The sequence below is a fragment of the Psychrobacter sp. NG25 genome (assembly GCF_015234355.1).
Classification (GTDB): domain Bacteria; phylum Pseudomonadota; class Gammaproteobacteria; order Pseudomonadales; family Moraxellaceae; genus Psychrobacter.
Genome location: NZ_JADGMV010000007.1, coordinates 103,714 through 128,744, shown reverse-complemented (window position 1 = coordinate 128,744; position 25,031 = coordinate 103,714). Strand labels below are relative to the sequence as shown.

General features: G+C 42.7%; 25 protein-coding genes. 14 read left to right on the top strand and 11 right to left on the bottom strand.

All coding sequences use genetic code 11. The annotated features are described in order from the left end of the window. Positions 1-96: 96 nt before the first annotated feature. Both IPZ60_RS11680 and IPZ60_RS11675 read left to right on the top strand, forming a co-directional pair. Positions 97-1,053 (top strand): response regulator, encoded by a 957-nt coding sequence (locus IPZ60_RS11680; protein WP_110923565.1) that lies wholly within the window; start codon positions 97-99, stop codon positions 1,051-1,053. Positions 1,054-1,385: 332 nt separating this feature from the next. After that, on the top strand, positions 1,386-2,327 hold the full coding sequence (locus tag IPZ60_RS11675) for a D-2-hydroxyacid dehydrogenase (RefSeq protein WP_194197949.1): 942 nt from the start codon (positions 1,386-1,388) through the stop codon (positions 2,325-2,327). Positions 2,328-2,347: 20 nt separating this feature from the next. Here IPZ60_RS11675 and IPZ60_RS11670 read toward each other — a convergent pair whose 3' ends face one another. Together IPZ60_RS11670 and IPZ60_RS11665 are read right to left on the bottom strand one after the other, a co-directional pair. Continuing rightward, the gene (locus tag IPZ60_RS11670) at positions 2,348-3,985 is read right to left on the bottom strand and encodes an NAD(P)/FAD-dependent oxidoreductase (protein ID WP_194197948.1); all 1,638 of its coding nucleotides are present in this window, start codon (positions 3,983-3,985) and stop codon (positions 2,348-2,350) included. Positions 3,986-4,027: 42 nt separating this feature from the next. Beyond that, on the bottom strand, positions 4,028-4,741 hold the full coding sequence (locus IPZ60_RS11665) for an RluA family pseudouridine synthase (RefSeq protein WP_194197947.1): 714 nt from the start codon (positions 4,739-4,741) through the stop codon (positions 4,028-4,030). A gap of 383 nt (positions 4,742-5,124) precedes the next feature. On the opposite strand from IPZ60_RS11665, the gene trxA reads away from it, so the two are divergent. From trxA to IPZ60_RS11650, 3 genes are all read left to right on the top strand, one after another. Further along, the gene (trxA, locus tag IPZ60_RS11660) at positions 5,125-5,451 is read left to right on the top strand and encodes a thioredoxin (protein WP_194197946.1); all 327 of its coding nucleotides are present in this window, start codon (positions 5,125-5,127) and stop codon (positions 5,449-5,451) included. Positions 5,452-5,969: 518 nt separating this feature from the next. Then, positions 5,970-7,238, top strand: a complete 1,269-nt coding sequence (rho, locus tag IPZ60_RS11655) for a transcription termination factor Rho (protein ID WP_055125334.1) — start codon at positions 5,970-5,972, stop codon at positions 7,236-7,238. Positions 7,239-7,714: 476 nt separating this feature from the next. Then, complete coding sequence (locus tag IPZ60_RS11650) at positions 7,715-7,954, top strand: hypothetical protein (protein ID WP_194197945.1); 240 nt, start codon at positions 7,715-7,717, stop codon at positions 7,952-7,954. 137 nt (positions 7,955-8,091) lie between these two features. Here IPZ60_RS11650 and IPZ60_RS11645 read toward each other — a convergent pair whose 3' ends face one another. Continuing rightward, positions 8,092-8,985: a neutral zinc metallopeptidase gene (locus IPZ60_RS11645; RefSeq protein WP_194197944.1), complete on the bottom strand. Its 894-nt coding sequence runs from the start codon at positions 8,983-8,985 to the stop codon at positions 8,092-8,094. A 521-nt stretch (positions 8,986-9,506) separates the two neighbouring features. On the opposite strand from IPZ60_RS11645, the gene IPZ60_RS11640 reads away from it, so the two are divergent. After that, entirely contained in the window at positions 9,507-9,863 is a 357-nt protein-coding gene (locus IPZ60_RS11640; protein ID WP_110923572.1) for a hypothetical protein, read from the top strand. 241 nt (positions 9,864-10,104) lie between these two features. Here the strand turns inward: IPZ60_RS11640 and IPZ60_RS11635 are convergent, their stop codons facing one another. From IPZ60_RS11635 to rpmI, 5 genes are all read right to left on the bottom strand, one after another. Then, positions 10,105-10,404, bottom strand: a complete 300-nt coding sequence (locus IPZ60_RS11635) for an integration host factor subunit alpha (protein WP_110923573.1) — start codon at positions 10,402-10,404, stop codon at positions 10,105-10,107. A gap of 226 nt (positions 10,405-10,630) precedes the next feature. Next, complete coding sequence (pheT, locus tag IPZ60_RS11630; RefSeq protein WP_194197943.1) at positions 10,631-13,036, bottom strand: phenylalanine--tRNA ligase subunit beta; 2,406 nt, start codon at positions 13,034-13,036, stop codon at positions 10,631-10,633. A gap of 60 nt (positions 13,037-13,096) precedes the next feature. After that, positions 13,097-14,152: a phenylalanine--tRNA ligase subunit alpha gene (gene pheS, locus IPZ60_RS11625; protein ID WP_194197942.1), complete on the bottom strand. Its 1,056-nt coding sequence runs from the start codon at positions 14,150-14,152 to the stop codon at positions 13,097-13,099. Positions 14,153-14,460: 308 nt separating this feature from the next. Then, a complete protein-coding gene (gene rplT, locus IPZ60_RS11620) occupies positions 14,461-14,817 on the bottom strand; it encodes a 50S ribosomal protein L20 (RefSeq protein ID WP_011281252.1) in 357 nt (118 codons plus the stop codon). 150 nt (positions 14,818-14,967) lie between these two features. Beyond that, positions 14,968-15,165 (bottom strand): 50S ribosomal protein L35, encoded by a 198-nt coding sequence (gene rpmI, locus IPZ60_RS11615; protein WP_010197866.1) that lies wholly within the window; start codon positions 15,163-15,165, stop codon positions 14,968-14,970. 437 nt (positions 15,166-15,602) lie between these two features. Between rpmI and IPZ60_RS11610 the strand changes: the two genes are divergently transcribed. The 7 genes from IPZ60_RS11610 to IPZ60_RS11580 all read left to right on the top strand — a co-directional run bounded on the left by IPZ60_RS11610 (position 15,603) and on the right by IPZ60_RS11580 (position 22,042). After that, positions 15,603-16,046: a thioesterase gene (locus IPZ60_RS11610; RefSeq protein WP_194197941.1), complete on the top strand. Its 444-nt coding sequence runs from the start codon at positions 15,603-15,605 to the stop codon at positions 16,044-16,046. Positions 16,047-16,169: 123 nt separating this feature from the next. Next, a complete protein-coding gene (gene hisIE / locus IPZ60_RS11605) occupies positions 16,170-17,018 on the top strand; it encodes a bifunctional phosphoribosyl-AMP cyclohydrolase/phosphoribosyl-ATP diphosphatase HisIE (protein WP_194197940.1) in 849 nt (282 codons plus the stop codon). A gap of 243 nt (positions 17,019-17,261) precedes the next feature. After that, positions 17,262-17,534, top strand: coding sequence for a Sec-independent protein translocase subunit TatA (tatA, locus tag IPZ60_RS11600; protein WP_194197939.1), 273 nt, complete (start codon positions 17,262-17,264; stop codon positions 17,532-17,534). A gap of 53 nt (positions 17,535-17,587) precedes the next feature. Further along, on the top strand, positions 17,588-18,283 hold the full coding sequence (gene tatB, locus IPZ60_RS11595; RefSeq protein WP_194197938.1) for a Sec-independent protein translocase protein TatB: 696 nt from the start codon (positions 17,588-17,590) through the stop codon (positions 18,281-18,283). After that, positions 18,283-19,149: a twin-arginine translocase subunit TatC gene (gene tatC, locus IPZ60_RS11590; RefSeq protein ID WP_194197937.1), complete on the top strand. Its 867-nt coding sequence runs from the start codon at positions 18,283-18,285 to the stop codon at positions 19,147-19,149. The genes tatB and tatC overlap by 1 nt, the downstream gene beginning before the upstream one ends. Before the next feature lie 283 nt (positions 19,150-19,432). Next, positions 19,433-20,932, top strand: coding sequence for a UvrD-helicase domain-containing protein (locus IPZ60_RS11585; protein WP_194197936.1), 1,500 nt, complete (start codon positions 19,433-19,435; stop codon positions 20,930-20,932). A gap of 90 nt (positions 20,933-21,022) precedes the next feature. Further along, positions 21,023-22,042 carry a tRNA-dihydrouridine synthase gene (locus IPZ60_RS11580; protein WP_194197935.1) on the top strand — a complete coding sequence of 340 codons (1,020 nt, stop codon included), beginning with the start codon at positions 21,023-21,025 and terminating at the stop codon, positions 22,040-22,042. A 76-nt stretch (positions 22,043-22,118) separates the two neighbouring features. Here IPZ60_RS11580 and IPZ60_RS11575 read toward each other — a convergent pair whose 3' ends face one another. Both IPZ60_RS11575 and IPZ60_RS11570 read right to left on the bottom strand, forming a co-directional pair. Next, positions 22,119-22,544: an MAPEG family protein gene (locus IPZ60_RS11575; protein ID WP_194197934.1), complete on the bottom strand. Its 426-nt coding sequence runs from the start codon at positions 22,542-22,544 to the stop codon at positions 22,119-22,121. A 14-nt stretch (positions 22,545-22,558) separates the two neighbouring features. Next, positions 22,559-22,972, bottom strand: coding sequence for an OsmC family protein (locus tag IPZ60_RS11570; protein ID WP_110923584.1), 414 nt, complete (start codon positions 22,970-22,972; stop codon positions 22,559-22,561). Positions 22,973-23,516: 544 nt separating this feature from the next. Between IPZ60_RS11570 and IPZ60_RS11565 the strand changes: the two genes are divergently transcribed. After that, positions 23,517-24,035, top strand: coding sequence for an RNA pyrophosphohydrolase (locus tag IPZ60_RS11565; RefSeq protein WP_110923585.1), 519 nt, complete (start codon positions 23,517-23,519; stop codon positions 24,033-24,035). A 105-nt stretch (positions 24,036-24,140) separates the two neighbouring features. Here IPZ60_RS11565 and IPZ60_RS11560 read toward each other — a convergent pair whose 3' ends face one another. After that, entirely contained in the window at positions 24,141-24,956 is an 816-nt protein-coding gene (locus tag IPZ60_RS11560) for an NRDE family protein (protein ID WP_194197933.1), read from the bottom strand. Positions 24,957-25,031 lie beyond the last annotated feature (75 nt).

Genomic DNA, 25,031 nt, shown 5'->3' with positions numbered 1-25,031 from the left:
TAATTATATTGTCAGTGCAGCGCATAACCGAGCTGCACTGATAAAAGGAACAATACCTATAATTTAGCCCCTACTATTCATCGTAAGGATACGAACATGAATGAGATTGAAGACAATATACAGCCGTCTGTTCTAAGTACTGAACCTAAACCAAAAATTGCGTTTATCGATGATGAAAAACGTATTTTGCGCTCAATGAAACTGCTCTTTCGCAAAAGTCATGATGTTTTCATTACCACTGACCCCAACGAATATATTGATTACATCAAAAATAACCACGTGCACGTGGCCGTCAGCGACCAACGTATGCCTGAGCGTGTTGGTGTTGACATATTACGAGAAGTCAAAGAAGTTTCACCATCGACCATGCGTATTCTGCTTACTGGGTATGCCGATCTGAACGCTATTATTGGCTCTATTAACGACGGCGAAATTTATCGTTATTTGACCAAACCGTGTAAATCTGAAGAGCTTCAATCAGTTGTTGGCCGTGCCACCGAAATTGCTTTGACGTACAACCCTGATGAAAATGCAGATCAAATCGACAGCTCAGATAATAAGCAAACACTGTTGGTCATAGATGAGAACGACGAGTTGATTGAGCAAATTCGTAAGCAGTTTTCAAACAGCTACAAAGTACTACATGCTACCAGTTTAGAAACTGCCTACGATTATCTTGCGAACTATGATATCGGTGTTTGTATCACAGATATTAATGTTGCCGGTGAGAATATCGCTCCTATTATCTTCACCTTAAAGCAAGATGCACCGCACCTAGTGGTGTTAGTACAAACACAATTTCAAGATGCCAGTTTATTGATTGATCTTATTAACAAAGGTCAGGTGTATCGTTGCTTACCAAAACCGATGCGTGCCAGCCTGCTAGAGATTAGCGTCAACCGCGCGTTTCGCCATCATAGCAATCTCAAAGCCAGCCCTGAGTTGGTCAAACGTCACGAAGTAGAGCACGACCCTGAAAATGATATTCGTATTGATTTAAGCAATCGGGTACGTAGTTTTATTGGCAAATTGCGCAAGCGTTTTTCGCTATAGCCTATTATTTATAACCAATAAACACGGCGAAACCCTTATAAAAAACCCTTACATCAATTATGGCGTAAGGGTTTTTTATCATTTTATCTCTCACGTTAAAAACGTTAAGCACCAGACAGCTCATTGATAACTGATACCTCGCAGTTTTGACTCATAGTCACTCAGTAGGTCAGCTTCAATTTTCCACGCATTATTTTTGATTACTGCTTCTGATCATCGTTTTAATACCATGATTTTTAATCAACCGCTTTTGATTGACTAAGGCAACATGCTACATTACCTCGATAATCATTAAAACTAACTTTAAAATACCCATTCGATAAGGAATAACCATGCAAGCGGTTTTTTTAGATAAAGGTACTTTTTCTGAGGGCATCGACTTACCTGCCCCAACAGGCATCAGCGACTATGTCACTTATAACGACACTCCAAAAGATACTGCCGTTATTTTAGAGCGCTGTAAAGACGCCGATATTATCATTACCAATAAGGTGCAGATTAACGCTGAAGTAATAAGCAAACTGCCCAAGCTCAAGCTCATTCAACTAACGGCCACTGGCATGAACAATGTCGATCAAGACGCTTGTAATGAGCACGGTGTTGCGCTTTTTAATGTCGCTGGTTATGCAGTCAAAAGCGTGCCCGAGCATACGTTTATGCTCATGCTAAACGCAATGCGCGCAGGCATTCATTACCATCAAAAAGTCTCTGATGGCACGTGGCAAGCGAAGGGTGATTTTTGCCTGCTTGATATTCCGCTAATAGATTTGGAAGATAAAACGTTAGGTATTATTGGGGTTGGCACCATCGGTAAACGCGTCACCGAAATCGCGCGTGCCTTTGGTATGAATGTATTGTGGGCGGAGCAACAAGGACGTGCGCCGCGTAATGATGAATATACAGCGTTTGAGGACGTACTTGCTCAGTCTGATGTTCTAAGCTTGCATTGCCCATTAAATGCACAAACTCAGCACCTTATTAATGCAGATACCTTAGCAAAAATGACAAAGAAACCACTCATCGTCAATGTCGCTCGTGGTGGTATCGTCGATAGCCAAGCGCTGACTGATGCGATTAATAACGAGCAAATCATTGGTTATGCCAGCGATGTGTTTGAGCAGGAACCTATTGCTAATAATGATCCGCTATTGAGCTTAAAGAACCATCCGCGTGTTATCTTTAGCCCGCATAACGCTTGGGGCAGTAAAAGCGCTCAAGAGACGCTGTGGCAGATGCTAAGCAAACAAGTCGCGAATTTTATCGATACGCATTAAAGGACAACCACTCATCCAATCTAGCGACTGAATCGTAGCCAATCGTCCTTTATTTTACGGTATTTGAGCACTATTCGGTCGCTGAGATAGTTGTTTGTAACCCGCCAAGGATAGATATCACCTTGCTTGGGTAGCTCGTTTTGAGCGCGCTTGACATATCCTGAGGATAGCGCGCCCATCACAGTCTCTGATTGGACATGGGCAGTGCCATGCTCACTCTGCGCTTCCGCTAATACTACTTGATAACCATGCTTATCCATATAGCCAAGTAGTCGCATCACATACTGACAGGCCAAATCAATCTTTAGCGTCCATGAGGCATTGGTATAACCGAACAGCACTGCCATATTGGGCACATTTTCAATCATGACTGCTTTATAAGTCATGCGTGTACCGATATCTACTACCTCTCCATCGATATATACTTTTGCACCACCCAGCATTTGTATCTTTAGCCCTGTTGCTGTCACGATGATATCTGCATCGAGATGTTTGCCAGAGTTGAGCATGATACCTGTCTTCGTGAAATGGCTTATTTGGTCAGTCACTACTGCTGCGCGTTTACCCTGTAACGCTTTAAATAAATCACTATCTGGTACTGCGCATATCCGTTGGTCCCAAGGATTATAATCGGGTACAAAATGCGCCACATCGACATCGCTGCCTTTTAGTTCTGTTTTGACGCCACGCTTTAGTAGCGCTTTCATAAATTTGGGGGCTACTATAGCCGCTCGGTAAGTACCTTGTTGTATGAGTACATTGCGGGTACGCAATACCATATAGGCCTGCTCTTTTGATAGAGGTGAAAACTTGCCTGACAGCCAATCAAGCGCATAATCGTCGCCTGGCACACTTGCCACATAAGTGGGTGAACGTTGCAGCATAGTGACGTATTGTGCGCACTGCTCAGCTTCTTCATCTACTAACGCTGGCAGCAACGTCATCGCCGTCGCACCACTCCCGATAATGACTATCTTTTTATCTTGATAGTCGACATTATGCCAATGCTGCGGATGGACTATCCGGCCTTCAAACGCTTCTTCTTGATCAAAATGAGGCTTATAACCTTGCTCATAATCGTAATAACCAGTGGCACCGACGACGAACTTAGCTGTTAGAGTAAACACTTCACCGCTAACGTGGTTTTTTACCATAGCCGTCCATCGTTGGCTGCTACTTGACCAAGAAAGCTGCTGCACCTCATGCTGATAGCGAATATGCTCAGTAATACCAAACTCCTGCGCCGTATCAGCAATATAACGCTTAATGTCCCCACCTTTTGCCAAAATCCTATGGTTCAACCACGGCCTAAAACTGTAGCCAAACGTCAATGCATCAGAGTCAGAGCGAATGCCGGGGTAAGTAAATAAATCCCATGTACCACCCAAATCTGTACGCTTTTCTAAAATCGCAAACCGCTGCGAGCTTTTCTGCTGCTGTTTTGATGATTGACGTTTACGTTGACCTGGGTTTTTATGACCAAACAGCCCTTTGTGTTTTTGCTGCTGCAATCGGCAAGCCATACCTATACCAGCAATTCCTGCGCCGATGATAAGTACTTCATAATCTACTGGCGTGTCTAAGCGCGCCTTTTTAGATTGAAAGCGTCTTTTCACTGCCTGCCTTGACGCCTGCTTTGCTGCTATGATATCAAGCATAATACCGTCCTTGTTTTTGCATGATTTATCTAAAAAACTTGGTTAAAAAGGGCTTGGGCTTTCCCAGTCCATCCATGCACCCAATACGGGATGCTTTAGACGTAAGTGTTGTGCATGCAGATTGAGTCTTGGCGCAATCCCTAACGCAGTCCCTTCAGCATAAATGGGGTCGCCAATCATCACGTGATCAACATGCACCATATGGACACGTAGTTGATGGCTACGACCGGTAACCGGCTTTAGCATCACTCGTGTCACTGCATGACCATTGCACTCTTCATGAGCCAATATTTCATACATAGTTAACGCATGCTTTGACCAATCGTGGTCGACGATGTGGCGCGGTTTGGTCGCAGGCTCGTAGCGTACTGGCACTGATATTTTGCCAGTTGCACCAACACTCTCCCACTGTCCAAAGACACGGGCTTGGTATTTTTTTTGCGGTAAACGCTCAATAAACTGCTTACTGATATGGGTTTGTGCTGCTGCGTTTTTTGCGAAAATGAGCAACCCTGAGGTATCCATATCCAGACGATGAATCAACTTGACTGCTGGATTGACGCGCTCAAGCCTTGCCAGCAAGCTCACATTCAGCGTTTTACCATTGACGCTTAATAGCCCCACGGGTTTATCCACCACCCAAATATCATCATCTTCATAGACAGTAATATCTCGTGCAAATGCTTGAAAAAACTCAAGCGGACGGGCGTTCTCTTGAACATTAAGAGCGTTGACTTCTTCATCAGTAAAAAGCATAAAAATGGGCTACTTATATTAAGGCGTAAAGGTAAAAAACAGAATTATTTATGGACTAAAATGTGAGACAGCTGGCGATTTCAAGTATAAAGGGGATACGTCAGGCATGGTAAATAGTGGCAATAATTCAATAAAAGATACGAATAGCACAATCAACTGCCAGGCAAAATATAATCTATATTATTGTGTGTCGATTTATTGTGCTAATGGCAATTGTTAAACAATTTAACCAGCCTGCATCTGTCAAGTTTGAGCAAACATGTTAATATAATGGCACATTTTCACCACTTCTAAACGATTCTTTGGTCACTCATCACGCTACTATCTAACCAAGATATAATATGATGCATGACGATAGAAATAATAAAACAAGAGAGAAAACTATGTCAGATCTTATTTTCCATACCACCGATGCAGACTTTGATAAAGACGTACTAGAGTCAGACGTACCAGTATTGGTAGACTTTTGGGCCGCTTGGTGTGGTCCTTGTAAAGCCATCGCTCCTATTTTAGAAGATTTAGCCGCTGACTACCAAGGTAAAATCAAAATTGTTAAGGTAGATGTTGATAGCAACCCACAAGCGGCTAGCCGTTTTGGTATTCGCAACATCCCAACCCTGTTTGTATTTAAAGGTGGCGAAAAAGTTGATTCAGTAATGGGTTTACAGCCAAAAGCTGAATTGGCAAAAGTACTAGACAAGCATCTATAAGCTTGTGCTAGCCAAGCATATGTTAAAAACTGCAATGCAGTAGAAGAAGCCATTATCTGACTAAGATAGTGGCTTTTTTGCTTATTTTTTATGCAAAAGACTCGATTATACGACTTTTTTGGCAAAATTTATTGACAATGCCATTGTGAAGACCGTATAGTCTGCTGACAACAGAAAACTAATTGTTTTCATAAGTGTCTTATCGCTATTCTCCTCGTGTTTATCAACAAAAACACAATCGTCGTTATAAACACCATTGCTGAACGAAATGACTAAACACAATTACTGATATTGAGTTTTTGACGCAGACTCTTATGTAGCCTTCTTTATATTTATTTCTTATTACCTTGCATCAAACGACTGCAATTCGTACATAAGCTGACATGTAACACCCAAACTACATAAATCCTAGCTCTGTGCACGCACCCTCTATCGCCATATTATCGTTGTTTTAATCAATGTCGTGACTTGTGCTGCTAATGGCATCTCTCATCTGATCACTTGCTAATGACCTATCTATGAATCTTACTGAATTAAAGAAAAAATCAATCGCTGAGCTATTGGCTATCGCAAAAGAAATGGGTCTTGATAATATGGCACGTAGCCGTAAGCAAGACATTATCTTTGCTATCCTAAAAACCCATGCCCGTAACGGTGAAGCCATCTATGGTGACGGCGTCCTTGAGGTTCTACCGGATGGTTTTGGCTTTTTACGCTCATCAGAAGGCTCTTATTTAGCGGGTCCTGATGATATCTACGTCAGCCCTAGCCAAATTCGTCGCTTTAGCCTAAAAACGGGTGACAGTATCGCTGGTACGATTCGTCCACCGAAAGATTCTGAGCGTTATTTCGCGCTACTAAAGGTTGGCGAAATCAACTTTGATACGCCAGATCGCTCACGTCATAAACTTATCTTTGAGAACTTAACCCCACTATTCCCAACTGAGCATTTAAAACTCGAGCTGGGTAATGGTACAACCGAAGATTTGACGGGTCGTATCATCGACTTGATCGCACCAATTGGTAAAGGTCAGCGCTCTATTATCGTTGCGCCGCCAAAAGCCGGTAAAACGATGCTACTACAGACCATCGCACAGTCAATTACTCGTAACAATCCTGAGTGTTATCTCATCGTACTATTGATAGATGAGCGCCCAGAAGAAGTCACTGAGATGGTACGTACGGTACGCGGTGAAGTCGTTGCCTCTACTTTTGATGAGCCACCACAGCGCCATGTGCAAGTGGCTGAAATGGTCATCGAAAAAGCCAAGCGTTTGGTCGAGCATAAGCAAGATGTGGTCATCTTACTTGACTCAATTACACGTCTTGCTCGTGCTTATAACACCGTCATCCCTTCATCTGGCAAAGTACTTACGGGTGGTTTGGATGCCAATGCGCTTGAGCGTCCAAAACGCTTCTTTGGTGCTGCACGTAATGTTGAAGAAGGTGGTAGCTTGACGATTATTGCCAGTGCCCTTATTGATACTGGTAGTAAGATGGATAGCGTTATCTTTGAAGAATTCAAAGGTACAGGTAACCAAGAGATTACGCTTGAGCGTGATTTGGCTGAAAAACGTGTCTTCCCTGCGATTAATATCAAAAAATCTGGTACTCGCCGCGAAGAGCGCCTGCTTGATGAAGATAAATTGCGTAAAGTTTGGATTTTACGTAAATTGCTACAGCCGATGGATGGCGTACAAGCAACTGAATTCTTGTTGGATCGCCTAAAAGAAGCGAAGACCAATGACGAATTCTTTGAGCAAATGAAACGTAAATCACAAAACTAATGCTAGCGCCGAGTTGCTTTAGCTTATTAATAAGCAAACATTTAACTTAAATAGAAAAGACCGCTTTCGAGCGGTCTTTTCTATTTAAGCTAAAAATGGTAATCAGTAGTCTCAACCGACTTACTATCGATACAAGTACAATAACTTCCAGAAAAACATCCGTCAAGGACACAGTGGAGAAACATCCTTTACAGGATATTTGCAAAGAATAGCGCTTTTACTACGCGCATAAATTATTAGTTGGGTTAGTATAGGCATACTCTGCTACACAAATCGACAGCAGTATCAATTTTTGATACATTTAATGCAGTCTTTATTAATATAGACCATGATATGTCTTGCGGTAACACAATAGGTTATTTTAAGACTATTGCCCAAGTATCTTGATACTTTATACCAGTACCAAAATACTTGGACAATGCAAATATCGTGTTTTGATTATGATCAACCAACTTGATAACTTAACAGGTGATATTATGAAATTTGCTAAAACTATTGCGATGACAGCCCTTACTAGCTCTGCTCTTATCATGGGCGGCTGTGCAACTAACGGATACAACAGTGGCTTGAGCAATACTGCTAAAGGTGCTGCTGTTGGCGCTGCTGCAGGTGCTGTTCTTAAAAGTAACGGCGACAGCAAAGACATCGCTCGTGGCGCACTTGGTGGTGCTGCTGTAGGTGGTGCTGGTGCTTATATTCTTGACCAAACTCGCTAATTGATCTTATCAAGGCTGAATATTACCTTGATAGAATTTTAGCTAGACACAAAAAAGCCTGCAATTGATTGCAGGCTTTTTTGTGTCTAGCTAAGGCGTATTGAAAATAAATACGCTTATCATGATATCTAGTACCCTTATAGCGCTCCACTAAACGTATCACAAGACTGTACGCTACCACTCTCTAGACCACGAGTGAACCATTGCACACGCTGCTGACTGGTCCCATGGGTAAAGTTATCGGGTACAACTGCACCACCACTGGCCTTCGCTAAACGATCATCACCGATTTGACTGGCTGCATTGATAGCTTCATCGATATCGCCCGCTTCCAAGAATTGTACACGCTCTTGATTACGCTGCGCCCAAACACCTGCGAAGCAATCTGCCTGCAACTCTTGTAGTACTGACAATTTGTTGGCTTCTGCACGCGTGACCTGACGACTGGCTTCGTTGACTTGCTGACTAATACCTAGCAACGTCTGCACATGGTGACCAACCTCATGCGCGATGACATAAGCTTGAGCAAAATCACCCGCTTTGCCTTCGTTACCTTCATCACTAGAGCCTTGCTTATCACCTGTAATACCAAGATTTTGACTCATTTCTACAAAAAATGATTTGTCTAAATAAACAGTCTGATCTGCTGGGCAATAAAACGGACCTGTCGCAGCGCTAGCGCTACCGCAAGCTGAACTCACTTGACCATTAAACAAAATCAATGAAGGCTCTTTATAGGTACTACCTGCTTCATTAAATATTTGATGCCACACTTCTTCTGTGTCAGCCAGTACTACTTTTACAAACTGTGTATCCCGATCCGTACTGGTTGCAACTTCAGTAGAGGTATCACTACTTCCACCGCCAGTAACGGCTTGACCTGTCTGCAAAGCCGTCATTGGGTTTACCCCAAATACTAGCCATAAGATACCAGCAATGATAATACCACCGATACCACTACCAACCATCTTTCCACCGCCACCACTACTGGTGCGTACGTTTGAACTACCACGTCGACCTTGCCATTTCATAATTTTATTCCTCAAACATACGATAGGTACTGCTGCTCGTATTGATAGTTATTCATATAATATTACAGCCAATACTGCTTTTTATCTTGGTGCTTTAGCCTATTATATTAAAAATAATAGGCTATATATGCCTTTCGATAGATAACACCTCCTTAATTTACTCACATTACATCAAACGTTACATTTATTTACTGATTAATCATCGTGAAAGCAGTAAATTATTGCAAGTAAATTTAGAAGTTAATATCCAAAAAAACTTCTTTAAAAACAATCTGATGTCATTGATTGCATTTTTTTTGATATCCAACAGGGTGTTAAAAATTATAATCAATATACGAAGTAAAATTAAACTTACAATTTTATTGTTACTTAATTGTACGGACTATTTCCATTTAGATAGAAAACATATAGAATGCGTGCAAGCTGAGTAGCTGTAACTGGAAGTCGTTGAATACTGAGAAATCTCGGATTTCAACCCATGTTGCTGCTATTGATCATTTCATTTTTCCGGAGAAAACACTATGAAACTTAAATTACTTGCTCTAGCTGGTATCATGACTGCAACTATGGGCCTAACTGCCTGTGACAGCAGCAAAGAAAACGCTGCTGAAGATTTATCTGACGCATCAGAAGAAGTGCAAGACGCTTCTGCAGAACTAGACGAAGCTGCTGCTGAAGGCGAAGTAACTGCTGATGCTGACGCTGCTGTTGCTGGCGCTGAAGCTGACATCGCTGATGCTCAAGCTGCAACTGCTACTGACGAAATGGACGCTGAAGTTCCTGTAGACGGCGAAGCAACTACTAGCATGGATGTAGCTAGCGAAACTCCAGCTGTTGACGCTGCTGACGAAGTTGTTGTTGAAGAACCAGCTCAGTAATTTTATCGTTTATACGATGAATATACTGTAGTAAAAAAAAGAGAGCCTTAGCTCTCTTTTTTTGTGCCTGTCATTTATGATGTATAACAAGCTAATACTGTAATGTTCACTGATATTGCTACTCATATATAGTTCAAGCACATCAACATGCTTAGCTTATATACTTAGACTATATAACGAGTATCAATCGACGACCTAAACATAAAAACTTAAGCCGTCATCATCAATACACACATCTAGATTAGGCATCAAATAAACGTTCGTCAACCTGCTGGCGAAATTTCTGTCCTGTTTTAAAGGTAACCACACGGCGTGCTGATACTGCAACGGGCTCCCCTGTTTTTGGGTTACGGCCTGGTCGGCTATTTTTATCTTTAAGCTCAAAATTGCCAAAGCCTGAAAGCTTGACCTCTTTGCCATCAATCAAACTCTCTGACAACTCATCAAAAAAGTTCTCAACCAAACAGCGTCCTTCTTGGCGTGTTAGGTTAAGATGACTCATCAAATGCTCGATCATGTCAGATTTGGTTAAGGTGCTCACAGTACAACTCCTATGCTATGTCGTGATGTCGAATATCATGGTTTAGCGGTATGAGGGTTAATGTTAGCTATTATAAAGGTTTTTGGACGTTTTTTTAATAAAAAGCGCATGAAAGTCCTTTATTAATAACCACTTAACGTATTTTAGGGCTTTCTATTAATAGCAATGCCCCGTAGCCTTATGAATAGAAAAGCTACAGAGCATCGTTTATTGTCTATATTAAATATTAGCTATCGCGTAACTGCGCAGAGTGCTGTTCTGTTAGCGCTTGCACAACCTGATCAGTAGTCGTTTTTACTACGTCATCAGATAAGGTTTGCGTACTGTCTTGCCATACGAGTGCAAATGCCAATGAGCGCTGACCTGTCGGTACTTTATCACCTTGATAAACATCAAATAACCACAGATCTGTCAATAGCTCGCCTGCGGCAGCACGAATCGTAGTTTCTAGTGTCTGCAAACTAATATCACTATCGACTAGAATGGCAATATCGCGGCGTACTTGTGGGAACTTACTAGGCGTGCTGATAGCATGCTGCTCACGAGCGACCGTCAATAATGGTGCAAGTGATAGCTGCGCAACCCAAGTGGCTGGTAGGTCTAACTGTTTTGCAGTATTAGGGTGCAATTGGCCAAGCCAACCAACGTACTGATCATCGATATATAATTTAGCGCTTTGACCAGGATGCAAAAAGTTTAGTCCACTACGCTCATATCGGATACGAGCACCCTCTATTTGCGCAGGTAATAACTGCTCGATATCATGTTTGAGGTCATAAAAATCTAAAGCACGATTCTGATAGGCTTGCTCATCCCACACATTACCGACTGCGACCAACGCAATACTTGGGGTCTGTACTAATTCGCTGATGCTCTGGCCGACAAAGCTAAGACCTGTTTCAAAGAAACGCACACGTGGTTGCTGACGGTTCAAGTTATATTGCACACATGGTAATAAACTTGACAGTAAGGTGCGGCGCATAACGGCTAAATCACTAGAGATAGGATTGGCCAGTGCCAGTACCTCTCCCAGTGCTTCGTCATCGAGCAATGCTTCTAGTTTTGCATCGCTAAAACTAAAGCTAATCGCTTCCATATAGCCAGTATCGACCAATGCCAGCTTCATCTCATGAGTCAAGTCAGCGGTATCGTCATAATCCATGCTTACTTGCAAGTGCGGCAACACACTTGGAATATTGTCATAGCCATAGATACGGGCAATCTCTTCGATAAGATCCTCGCGGATACTCATATCAAAACGATAAGATGGTGGCTTACAGACTAACGCATCTGCTTGTTGCTCCACTTCAAACCCTAACTGAGTTAAGATACGCACCATCTCTGTTGGCTCAATATCGATCCCGATGACATCACGAACTTTAGTGATTGGCAAAGTAATTGGCGCACGTGCTGGTAAATGCTCAGCACTCTCAGCTTTTACGATAGGACCCGCTTGACCACCAGTGATGCTAATAATCAAATCACAAGCACGTGCCAATGCTAGCGCTGGTAATTCAAAATCTACCCCACGCTCAAAACGTTGCGACGCATCAGTATGTAGACCAAAGCGGCGTGCGCGAGCAGCGATAGCAAGCTGACCAAAGAAAGCACTTTCTACAATAATATTGGTCGTGCTGTCAGTGACGCTACTACGCTGACCACCCATGATACCAGCGAGCGCCAGTGCACCTTTATCATCAGCAATCACGAGCTCATCACCCGTTAGAGTAACCGTTTGCTCATTGAGTAAAGTAATGGTCTCAGCAGGCTGTGCCAAACGCACAACGATATCACCAACGATGGTATCTGCATCAAAAGCATGTAGCGGCTGACCCAACTCCATCAATACATAGTTGGTCACATCAACCAGGAAGTTGTGTGAGCGTAGTCCTGATTGAACAAGCGCATCCTGCATCCACTTTGGTGTCTCAATGCTACGATCAATATTGCTAATCGATTGTAATAAGTAGCGTGGACAGGCTTCAACGGCATTTACCGTTACGGCTGGCGTTGCACCATTTTCGGTAATAGTGATGTTTTCAGCGATGGTTGGCATTTGCATTGGTAAGTCGTTGATGACTGATATTTCACGTGCAATACCACGTACACTAAAGCAATCACCACGGTTTGGTGTGATAGAGATATCCAATATCTGATTATCTAAGCCTAGATATTCACGGATATCTGTACCGATCGGCGCATCTGTAGGTAATTCAAGCAAACCGTCTATGCTATCCGTTAAATCAATTTCGGAAGCACCACAAAGCATACCGTTAGAGGCCACGCCGCGTAGGTTACCGTTTTTAATTTTAAAACCTTTTTTGTCATCGCTTGGGAGCACTGCCCCAACGGTGGCAACAGGTACTTTCATACCAACGGTGACATTAGGTGCGCCGCATACAATTTGTAGCAGCTCAGCTTCACCGATATTTACCTGCGTGACTCGCAGTTTATCCGCATCTGGATGCTGCTCAACGCTGACGACTTCACCGACGACCACACCACTAAAGGCACGAGCAACCGCATAGCGATCATCAATTTCTAGCCCTGCCATGGTTAACTGTTCGGCCAACTGTTCGCTGGTATTAGTGGGGTTCACCCATTGACGTAGCCACTGTTCGCTAATTTTCATAAATATCTCGGATCAAAATTTTAGAGTAAAGGTAGGCGTATTAGTATCAAAAACTAAAATCTAGCCAAACTGCTTTAAGAAGCGTACGTCGTTTTGGAAGAACAGGCGCAAATCGTCAATACCGTAATACAGCATCGCAAAGCGCTCAATACCCATACCAAACGCAAAGCCAGTGTATCTTTCAGCATCAATGCCGCAGTTGGTTAATACTTGTGGATGCACCATACCGCAGCCCATGACCTCGAGCCATTTACCATTGTCATCTAAGATATCTACTTCTGCAGAAGGCTCAGTAAACGGGAAGAATGATGGGCGGAAACGAACGGTCAATTCTTTGGCAAAGAATGCTTCTAAAAACTCACTAATCAAGCCTTTTAGCTCAGCAAAGGTGCTCGACTCCGTAACCATAAGCCCTTCTAACTGATGAAACATCGGCGAGTGGGTTTGATCTGAGTCATTGCGATAAACGCGACCTGGGCAAATAATGCGAATAGGCGGTTCATTCTTTTCCATTGTGCGAATCTGCACAGGACTGGTATGCGTACGCAGCAGATAGTGCGCATCAAAATAGAATGTATCGTGCATCGCACGTGCTGGATGGTGCGACGGAATGTTTAGTGCTTCAAAATTATAGTAATCGCTCTCGACTTCAGGGCCAGTCGCGACATTGAAGCCTGCTTGAATAAAATATTGTTGCATACGCTGAGTAATCATCGTTACTGGATGCAAATGACCTTTTGGGCCACCACGAGCAGGCAAAGTAATATCGATACTTTCTGCTTCAAGCTTGGCATTTAATGCGGCCACTTCCAATTGTTGTTGCTGATCAGTCAATGCTTGCTGAATACGGCTACGAACTTGATGCAACCAGCCACCGTAGGTTTTTTTGTCATCAGCACTGAGTTTACCCATTTGCTTTGACCAGCCAGTTAATGGGCTCTTTTTACCTGTCAATTGCACACGCAAATCTTGCAACTCACGCGCATCAGTAATCTGTAAAACCAATGCTTCAGCAGCACTCGCAAACTCAGTCAGTTGAGCTTCATTCAGCTCACTGAGCTCTGAGGATAAGGTCGGTAGCGCCGACAAATCGTTGATAGCAGCAGGGGTAGTCATAAGACGCATTATTCCTGATTTAAACGGACTATTAATAATAGTGATTGGTAATTGTAGGGGTTTGACCAAATATTGCAAACCATTTACCCATTCATTTTAAAATAAAGGCTAATAATATGAATGGCTTGAATATTTAGACAACGAAAAATTCACTTCCACATCAAACGAACTTTATCTGAGTACTGATAGCCCAGATAAAGTCAGCTCTAAAATATTTTAATATAAAAAAAGCCACCGACCAGCGGTAGCTTTTATTAATATCGTACTATTAATCAATATTAGTTCTATTCATTTAGATAGGCTAATATTTATGCTAGTTCCGCTTTTGCTTTTTCAACCAATGCAGTGAAAGTCGCTGCATCATGCATAGCGATGTCAGCAAGTACGCGACGATCGATTGCGATGTTAGCTTTTTTCATGCCATTGATAAAGCGGCTATAGCTTAAACCGTTTAAGCGTGCACCAGCATTGATACGTGCAATCCAAAGACGACGGAAGGTACGTTTTTTGTTGCGACGGTCACGATAAGCATATTGACCAGCTTTGGTCACTGCTTGTACCGCTACACGGTAAACACGTGAACGGGCACCGTAGTAGCCTTTTGCGCGTTTTAAGATTTTTTTGTGACGACGATTCGCCTGTACACCACGTTTTACACGGGCCATAAATTACTCCAAGATATTTTTAATCATTATTAAACGAATCACGATGTCATCGAATAGTAGACATCGTTATCAGATTGCAAGGTCAAATATTTTTAATTAAGTGGCTATTAATTAAATAGCGCTTGATTAAATGCATATGACGATAGGCTATTAGATGTATGGGCACATACGACGAACTGCTGCTTCGTCAGACTTGTCCACCATCTTAAGACCGCGCAACTGGCGAATACGCTTAGCTGATTTCTTGGTCAAGATATGGCTTTTGTTTGCTTGCTTACGCTTGAAGCCGTTTGCTGTTTTTTTGAAGCGTTTAGCTGCACCGCTTCTGGTTTTCATCTTAACTTTCATGATGATTTGCCTCTTTGTCTTTGATAGAACCTGGTCGTCAAATAGTACATAACGAATAGTGGCTTTAAAAACAACCACTAAACCTCTATTTGCCTTGAGGTGGGAGGCCGTATTTTAGCAGATAGCACGCTGTTTTGCCAAGGAAAGTTTTAATCATGCCCCAGTAAACCATCATAGTAGATAACGAGTATGAACCGACTGCTAGCCTTTCTCATAAAAACACCAATAAAACAGGGAAATCCTCTGCAAATAGATTGAATGTCAGCTTAAGCTGTGCTTAAGTAGAGAGTGAGTATTGGTATAGTTTAGGCGCTAATAATACAAGACTACTTATCACACTTATTAGCCGTATATCATATGGTCGGCATCGTTACGATGTTACCAATCTATATCAAGCTCAGCAGAACTCATCACCTGCCGTCAACCTAGGAAATAATGTGTCAAGAAAAGAGTTGGATTTTGATAACGATTTATTTGTCTTTGAAACAGTCATGCGTGTACGTCATACTGAGGTAGATATAGGCCAGCATCTGACACTTGAGTCATTGACAGCCTTGGTGACTGAAGCGCGCGCGCGATTCTTATACTCCAAAGGGATTAAAGAGATCAATGCCGACTATCAGGGCTTAATTATTGATGAGTTACAGTTAAACATTGATAGTCGTGTACGATTGCGTGACCAACTCCTGTTTGAGATAGGCGTCGAGCCGTTGTATGATGACGGCGGAAATATGGTGATAAAAGTCACGCGTATGCATACGGGTGAAACAGTGGCGAAAGCACGACTGCATTTTCTCAGTTACGACTTCCGGCTAAATAAAGTGACTGCGCTCAACAACACTTTAAAAGAAGCGCTATACCCACACTTAGTTAATCTTTAACATTGTTTTTCTTAAAATACTGTCTTTGCTCGAAGAGCCTTTTCACTCTCCATATCAAGAGAGTGAATGGCTATGATGCATTGACCATTCCCTACTTCATACTTACAAGATGACAGATATATTATGACTTTACCTGCTTGGCTGGCTGCCATAAAATTTAATGACGATGGTTTGATTCCTGCGATTGCTCAAGACCATAAGTCTGGGCGTATTTTGATGATGGCATGGATGAACGCGGAAGCGCTCCAACTGACTGCACAAACGCAGACAGCCGTTTATTTTTCGCGCTCACGTGCCAAATTATGGCACAAAGGCGAGTCGTCAGGTCACACTCAAACTGTCCACGATATTCGCTTGGACTGTGATGCAGATGTGATTGTACTTGATGTCACCCAAGCTGGTGGTATTGCTTGTCACACTGGCCGAGAGTCTTGTTTTTATCAGCGTTTAGATTTATCTGGACAAACGCCTGAGTGGGAAACCGTTGATAAAGTACTAAAAGACCCTGCGAATATTTATGCATCAACTGAGACGGCGGATAGCAGTCTACAAACCAATCTGCAACCCAATAACACCACTGCTAAAGATGACACTAACGCTGAGTCTAATCAAACAGAGAACGTCTCTATTTTGCAGCAGCTTGATAATGTATTGGCTGAACGCAAAAACGCTGACGCCGATAGCTCTTATGTGGCCAGCTTGTATGCTAAAGGGTTAAATAAAATATTAGAAAAAGTCGGTGAAGAAAGTACCGAAAGCATCATCGCTGCCAAAGACTTTGCCAGTTGTGACGAAAGCCTAGACAAAGCGCAATATGATGAGGCACGTCATGAGCTCATTTATGAAGTAGCTGATGTCTGGTTTCATACGTTGGTTGGACTGGCATGGTTCGATATAGAGTCGGACGCTGTATTAAACGAGCTAGGACGTCGCTTTGGACTCTCGGGCATTGATGAAAAAGCGTCACGATAACTTGTGATGTTGTAAATTTAATCTCGTGAAGGCAGCTTGTGAAATCGTAAGATAATCAACTACCCTGTTTGAATATTTTGCGATTTCACCCTTTTGTCACAACTGCAGGTTATAATATAGCTCTTTTAACGTCGCATTATATGTCGATACTTTTTGTTTACTATATTGCTATGTGATAAACGCAAAGATATAAACGTAAAGTATTCATATATAGACTGAAAACCAAGACATGAGGATAGCTTTATGGGCAGTTTTTCTATTACGCATTGGCTGATACTATTGGTTGTGGTGGTCGTCGTATTTGGCACCTCTAAACTGAGAAATGCTGGCAAAGATTTAGGCGGCGCAGTTAAGGGCTTCAAAGAAGCGGTCAAAGACGAAAATACAGAGCATGCTAAAAAGCACGCCGTCCTTGATCACGATAGCAATACCCGTACCACAGATCGCTCAGCTACTGACAACGTCAATAATAGCGATATCAACGCAGCCCCTACTGACGATAAGCACAACGTATAATGCCTATAGCACTTCGCCAGCCTGTAGTTCCTAGATAGTGACACTCAACCATTATGTTTGATATTGGGTTTTCTGAATTACTCCTCTTTGGCATAATCGCCTTGATTGTTCTGGGTCCAGAAAAACTGCCTCAGGCAGCGCGGACTGCTGGGCAATGGTATGCCAAAATTCGCCGCACGGTATCTACCTTACAGTCAGAAATAGAGGCTGAGCTAGATTTGGCTGAGACACGGCAGCAAATGCAAAAAGAGCTGGCCAAAATTCGTCAAACTGAGTCGGATATGAAACGCGAGCTAGCAGAAATGCGTGGCAATATGAAAGATTTCGAAAACGCTCAAAACCAGCATTTTAATGCCGCGAATGATACTGTCGGTAAGGCTGCACATGTCAGAGCTGATGACAATAATGGTGAGCAAAATAGTAGTGAACAAAAAAGTCAGTCAGTCACGCCTAAAGCATTCGATTACGCCTATGGGCAAGATACGACACTAGCAGATACTAAGCAGCCATTAGAAGCAGACGACTGTTTACACGGCTTTCCCACAGGCAGTACACCCCAAGATAATACTCATCAAGTGGTTCAAAACATCACGACCAAACCTTGGGAAAATATGTGGTTCCGTCTTGGTGCGTATGACAAAGCTCGCCGTTTACCTATGCCTCCCTACCTGCCGAATTATAAAGCCGACGTTTTATTAAACAGTCCTGTAAGCATGCAGACTTCTGACAATAAACAGGAGTCTGATTGATGGGATTATTCAAACGCAAAAAAAGCCGCCAAGAAAAAGTTGCTAGTTCAGACAAAGAAGCAACTACCGATGCGATAGATAAAAATGAGCCTACAGATGCATTAAGTGCTGTGGCTGACATGCCTATCACAGAGCATTTGATTGAGCTACGTAGACATTTAATCAAAATATGTGTTGCTGTACTGGTCATATTTTTAGCGTTAGTCGGATTTTCACGCGAGCTATATAATCTGTTGTCAGATCCATTGGTTGCACAACTGCCAGCCAATTCAACCATGATTGCGACAGATATCACCTCCAACTTTATGGCACCGATACGTCTGACTGTTTTCGTCGCTGCATTCTTTGCCATGCCTTATATTTTGTATCAAATCTGGTCATTTGTAGCGCCTGGTCTATATAAAAAAGAAAAGAGAATCGCAATACCAGTACTACTATCTTCGATATTCTTATTTTATTCTGGCGTAGCGTTTGCTTACTTTATCGTACTCAAAGGGGTGCTAAAGTTCTTTATCATGTTTGCCCCGCAAAACGTCCTACCAATGACAGATATCGACAGTTACCTGAGCTTTGCACTCAAACTGTTTATGGTATTTGGCTTAACTTTTGAGATTCCAGTCGTTACCTTGCTATTGATATTGACTGGCATTGTCTCCATTCAAAGTCTAGAAGATAAACGTCGTTATATCATTGTCGGCTGTTTCGCCGTGGCGGCAGTCGTCACACCGCCCGATGGGGTGTCAATGCTGATGCTTGCCATTCCGATGTGGTTGTTGTTTGAGCTTGGTTTATTTTTAGCCAAAATCTTGATCAAAGAAGAGCCTCGTGCTGCGCTAGCTGCTAAGACGGCCTCGCACAAAAAATGAACTTACCAGTTAATTCAAAACAGGCCAACGCGCTAATCTGTTAATATGGCTACTTAAGCCTCAAGTAATCGTCGATACCTCTTTTGACTATAGTCGGTTTAATATAATTTGGATACAAGGAAGGCAAGTGAAAGTACTACAAATAGTAGGCTAAGCGAGACTGACACCATATCCAATTTATAAAGGATTGACTATATTATCATTAATCAGCCATTGTCTATGCAGTGGCTTTTTTTACCCCCATCATTTTTGACCATGTTTTATTCTTTTAGGTAACTTTGTTATGTCCGCATCTATGCCAGCTTATATGAGCGATCCCACTGACGAGCAATTAAATGCGCTCAATATGGCGATGGATCACAAGTCATTCAAAGTGGTGGCTTATGCGGGTGCTGGTAAAACCACAACGCTAAAACTCATCGGTGAGCGCCTGCGCGGACGCGGCTTATATTTAGCTTTTAATAAAACGATTGCCAATGATGCTCGTTCAAAATTTCCATCACATGTGGAATGTCGTACCTTTCATTCGCTTGCCTATCGTCATGTTGCACGTGATATCACGGCCAAACTATCCTTACCAAGATTCTCCCCCAAGCGTCTTGGCGATGATTTGGGCCTGCAACCTGTCCAAGTACGGCGGCAAATGGATGGTATAAACAAATATATTACGCTCACGCCAGCTCGATTATCGCGCTTCGTCAGTGACGCCGTGAGCAACTTTTGTAGTACGCATGCTAGCTACCCTGCCCCTAGACATATATTGTTTCCGAGTTGGCTCGATGATTCAGATGCAGAGCAATTACGTGAGATGCTCTACCCTGCCGTAGAACAACGCTGGTTACAGTCGATTGATGCGCGTCATCCTGCTGGCATCGGGCATGATATTTATCTAAAACTTTGGGCATTGTCTAAGCCGAGCATTCCAGCAGATTTCATTTTGTTTGATGAAGCGCAAGATGCAGATCCGCTGATGATGGGGATTTTGACTCAGCAACCGAGACAGGTTATCTATGTAGGCGATGCGCATCAGCAGATTTACGAGTGGCGTGGTGCGGTCAATGCCATGAAAAAACTGCCGCTGCCACAAACCTTATTGACGCAGTCTTTTCGCTTTGGTGAGCCAATTGCAGAAGTTGCCAATACATTGCTGAAAGCACTGCAAGAAGACGTACCGCTTAAGGGCAATCCTAATAAACAATCCTCTACTGAAAAAGGTATGGTACACAGCAAAAAAGACGCCATTCTATGTCGTACCAATGCCGCTGCGATGTCGCAACTATTGACCGGTCTCAAGCTTGGGCACCGTGTAGCATTACAAGCAGACACTGACCGTATGCTCAAATTCTGTCAGGCCGCCGAAAATTTAAAAAATGGTAAGTCTGCTTATGGTGTGCCTGAACTGGCATACTTTTATAATTGGGGCGATGTGCAAGAATACGCCGAAACCAATGAAGGCAGTGATCTCAAAACTCTGGTGAAATTGGTCGATGATCATGGCACCAACGTATTGAGTCAAGCGGTCAATAGCTTGACCAGTATCGAAAATGCCGACTATGTCATCTCAACTGCTCACAAAGCCAAAGGGCTTGAATGGGGAAAGGTTCAGTTAGACGATGATTTCTATTATGATGTCACCACCAATGCGATCAAGATAAGCCCAGAAGAGTTACGTTTGCTCTATGTTGCTTGCACTCGTGCCCAGAGTAATTTGGACATTCATAATATTAAAGATCTGATATCCGGCTTACAGACAGGCAAGAAAGTTATTTTCGGTAATACCTAACTTTCCTCACTTAGTCACTCTTCGTATTTGCCATTCTAAATTCGTAGTCTATCTTCCGTTATAGCAACCTTTTAGCAGTGAACAACAAGCATGAATAATAGTCAGCAACTTCAAGCACGTCAAAACACCATCCATCAGTTATTTGCTAATCCCGTCCGCTTACTTGCGCCAATGGAAGGACTGACCGATCCATTAATGCGACAAATTCTAACGCAAATTGCGGCAGATTTAGGTCGTCCCTATGATTGGTCGGTGAGCGAGTTTATTCGTGTGACTCAGCATGTCTTGCCCGCGCATGTGTTTTATAAATACGTTCCAGAATTACGTCATGATGCCAAGACTGCTTGTGGCACATCGATTCATTTGCAACTTTTAGGCAGCGAAGCGCAACTCATGGCAGACAATGCTGCTTATGCTGCCGAGCTTGGTGCACCTGCCATTGATATCAATTTTGGTTGCCCTGCTAAAACGGTAAACAGCCATCGTGGTGGTTCAGTATTATTGGATGAACCCGAAACCATATATCAGATTATCAGCGCAGTGCGTCAAGCGGTACCTACTGACATTCCAGTCTCGGCCAAGATACGTTTAGGTTATACCGATACCAGTCGCATGGATGATATTCGTGGCGCGATTAATGATAGTGGTGCTGATTGGCTAACCATTCATGCACGAACCAAAACCCAAGGCTATAAGCCGCCCGCCTACTGGGACAAGATTCAAAGTTTTAATGCGCTCGATATTCCTGTCATCGCCAATGGTGAAATATGGAATGCAGAGCATGCACAGAACTGTATGACGCAAGCAGGTACAGAACATTTAATGTTAGGTCGCGGTGCGGTTACCCGTCCCGATTTGATTGCGCAGGTTGATAGCAATATTAATAATACGGGAATGATGACTGCCTTAGCATGGGAAGATTTAATCGCACATCAGATTAAATTTTTGGAAGGTCAAGCTAAAACTGAAGTCATATTGGTTGGTCGCTACAAGCAATGGCTCGCCATGCTCACCAAAGGCTATGGCGAAGCCAAAATAGTATGGGATAGTATGAAACGAGAAAAAAATAAAGCAGTTATCATTAGCGCACTGCAAGCCAGTGTACGCTAATGATAACTGCTTTTATCTAACAGCTAAACTGTCTTAAAACTCATGCACCTGAACTTAATAAACCTGACGAACCGTATTAAATACTCACTCGAATCGCTAAATAGAATAGCATCAAACAGCAAGCCATTGATAACGCCCAGAGTATTGAGCGAAACGTTGCCAAATTGGTGATATAAGCCACACAAAAGCCAATACGAATCAGCACATATAGCCAAGCCAATACATTGATAATCGCCTGCGGCACGAAGAACAGCATTGCCGTTAGGACAGCCGCCAAAAATATTGGCAACGTCTCATAGCTGTTTTGCTGTGCAGCATTAGCACGTGCCGCCATTCCTGTCGCATTTTGAAAAAAATCGCGAGGATGTGCATTATTTCTGAGCTTAAAACCGCCAGACGCTTTTGCAATGATTGATACTAACCATGGTAACAAACTTGCCACCACCATTGCCCAAATGGCAGATGCTGCGGTATTAGAGACCAACTCCAAAAGTGCATTCATTAATATACTCGCCTCTACCCTGCAATAACTTCAAAATCATGAGTAACGTTCACGCCGCCCTGTACCAACATTCTACTGGCTGAGCAGTATTTTTCTGCTGATAAATGGATGGCTTTTTCGACTTGTTTTTCTTTAACATCTTGACCCGTCACCACGAAATGCATATGAATATCGGTATATACCGCTGGTACGGTTTCAGCACGTTGTGCGGTCAATTCACAACGCACGTCTGTCACTGCTTGGCGTGATTTCTGTAAAATCTCTACCACATCATAACTAGCGCAACCACCAAGTCCTAATAGAATCAGCTCCATTGGACTGGCGCCTTTTTCTTTGTCTGCATCGATTTGCACGTTATGTCCTGACGGTGACACGCCCATAAATGCTTTGTTTTCTTGCCATGTAACACTTGCTTTTGACTCTGACATTTCGCCTGTTCCTTATTTCAATTATTAGTTTTCAATTAGCAGGTTCTCTGCTTTTTATTTTTAATAATACCCGTTGCCTTAATACTGTATGGGTAGTTATATCACGTTGCTAGTGTAGCATAAGCCAAAGCGAGATTTTATATCCCCATTCTCGTTAACTGTCGTTGACTACTATCATGACTCTAGTTACATTCAGCTAGCCTAGCTTCTTTAATTCATGATTTATTTATAATGATCGTTTTTAAATCATAGCTGAGTACTAATACACTTATCCCACCGCCATTACTGAAACTTGCCCTCGCTGTAATACCCCTCAAATAAACTTACAAAAGTTTATTTATAACCACTTGATTTTAAACAGCTAAACTCGTGAAACATTTTATAGCAAAATACTGTTACACATTTTGCTTGTTTCTTGGTTTAATAACGGTAATGAATCTTATTTTGACCTAATATCGACAATAATCACCTTATAATAATTATGATTGTTGTCATGGTTTTAGATCGAAATAAGCTATTTTAAATAAATTAAAAAGGTTTAGTCATGATAGATGCAGACGGCTTTCGCGCCAATGTCGGCATCATCTTGGCAAATACACAAGGGCAGGTTCTGTGGGCAAAACGTATTGGTCACAACGCTTGGCAGTTTCCGCAAGGCGGTATCGACCGCGGAGAGACGCCGATGGATGCGATGTATCGCGAGCTCTGGGAAGAGGTCGGCCTACATCCGCGTCATGTAGACTTGTTGGCAGTGACGCAAGATTGGTTGCGTTATCGTCTGCCAAAACGCTATGTGCGACATGGACAACACCCTTTGTGTATTGGGCAAAAACAAAAATGGTTTTTGCTGCGCTTAGATGAGGCAAATACTCAACATATCCGCTTCGATGAAGGGAAGCCAGAATTTGACCATTGGCAATGGGTCAGTTACTGGTATCCACTCGGACAAGTGATTCATTTTAAACGAGGCGTTTATCGCCGTGCCTTGCAAGAACTGGTGCGCGAGCTTCCCTTAAAGCAAGAACTGATTATCCCTGAGCAAGAAAATCATTTGATAGTGTAATAAATCGCTCGATTTATAATGTAATAAAAAACACCCTTGGTAATTGCTAGAGTTTTTAGCCATTACCAAGGGTGTTTTTTATTGTTTTTCAGCTATTGGTTTCAGTTACTTTGAATGATGATCAAACTCTCGACTGGTAATATTCGCGGTGAAGTTTGCGCCCGTATCGCCCTCTTTGCGCAACGTCAAAATACTTTGGGTACGAGTCCCATAAGTGGGTACATTGTTTTCTGTATTGCCAAAAGCCACTGGTTCAATATAAATAGAAGACAGCATCTGCTCCACCTCAAGCGCCACGCCAGTATCAGGCAGCTTATCTGCTGGTGCTGGCGTATTATCAGATAACACATCAAAGGCAGCCTCTTGCCAGCACTCAGGCGAGCTGTCCTCAGCAATCAATGGCAATACTTCTTGACGTAGCCTGCCACGTAGACGTTCCGTCTTAAACCAACTGTCCTCTGGCTGACCGTTAGAAAGCACATGTAAACCTGCATACAATGGTGTCGGCGCATGACCGCGATTATTAACGATGACAGCTTGTGCTGTATCACCAATAATAAGATTAAAGCCAGCGTAATCTTGCAAAGTAATATTTCGGGCAAAATCCATTGGGCTAATAGTACTTGTCAAAAAGTCAGTCACTAACGCACCGCGCGAACGCTCGTCTGTCCCTGCCTGCACACCATCACGAAAGTTTAATACCGCAGCCCAACGGCCGTTTTGCTCAAAAAAACTCGTCTGTTTTTCTTGATGAATACCTAGCCATGTGCCACCGCTTTGCTTATCACGTCCAGCATAAATAGGTTGATCAGACCATTGATGTAAAGGCTCAGTTGGACGCTCCAGAAACTCATCACGATTGGACAATAATACCAATGGCAGCTCATCAAATAACTGCCAAGCAATGGTGACGATACACATAGCATTCCTTTTATAATAATCTTCTGTTATAGCAATACTTTTTAGCAAAAAAAAGCGCATCGTTTGAGGTTTTAC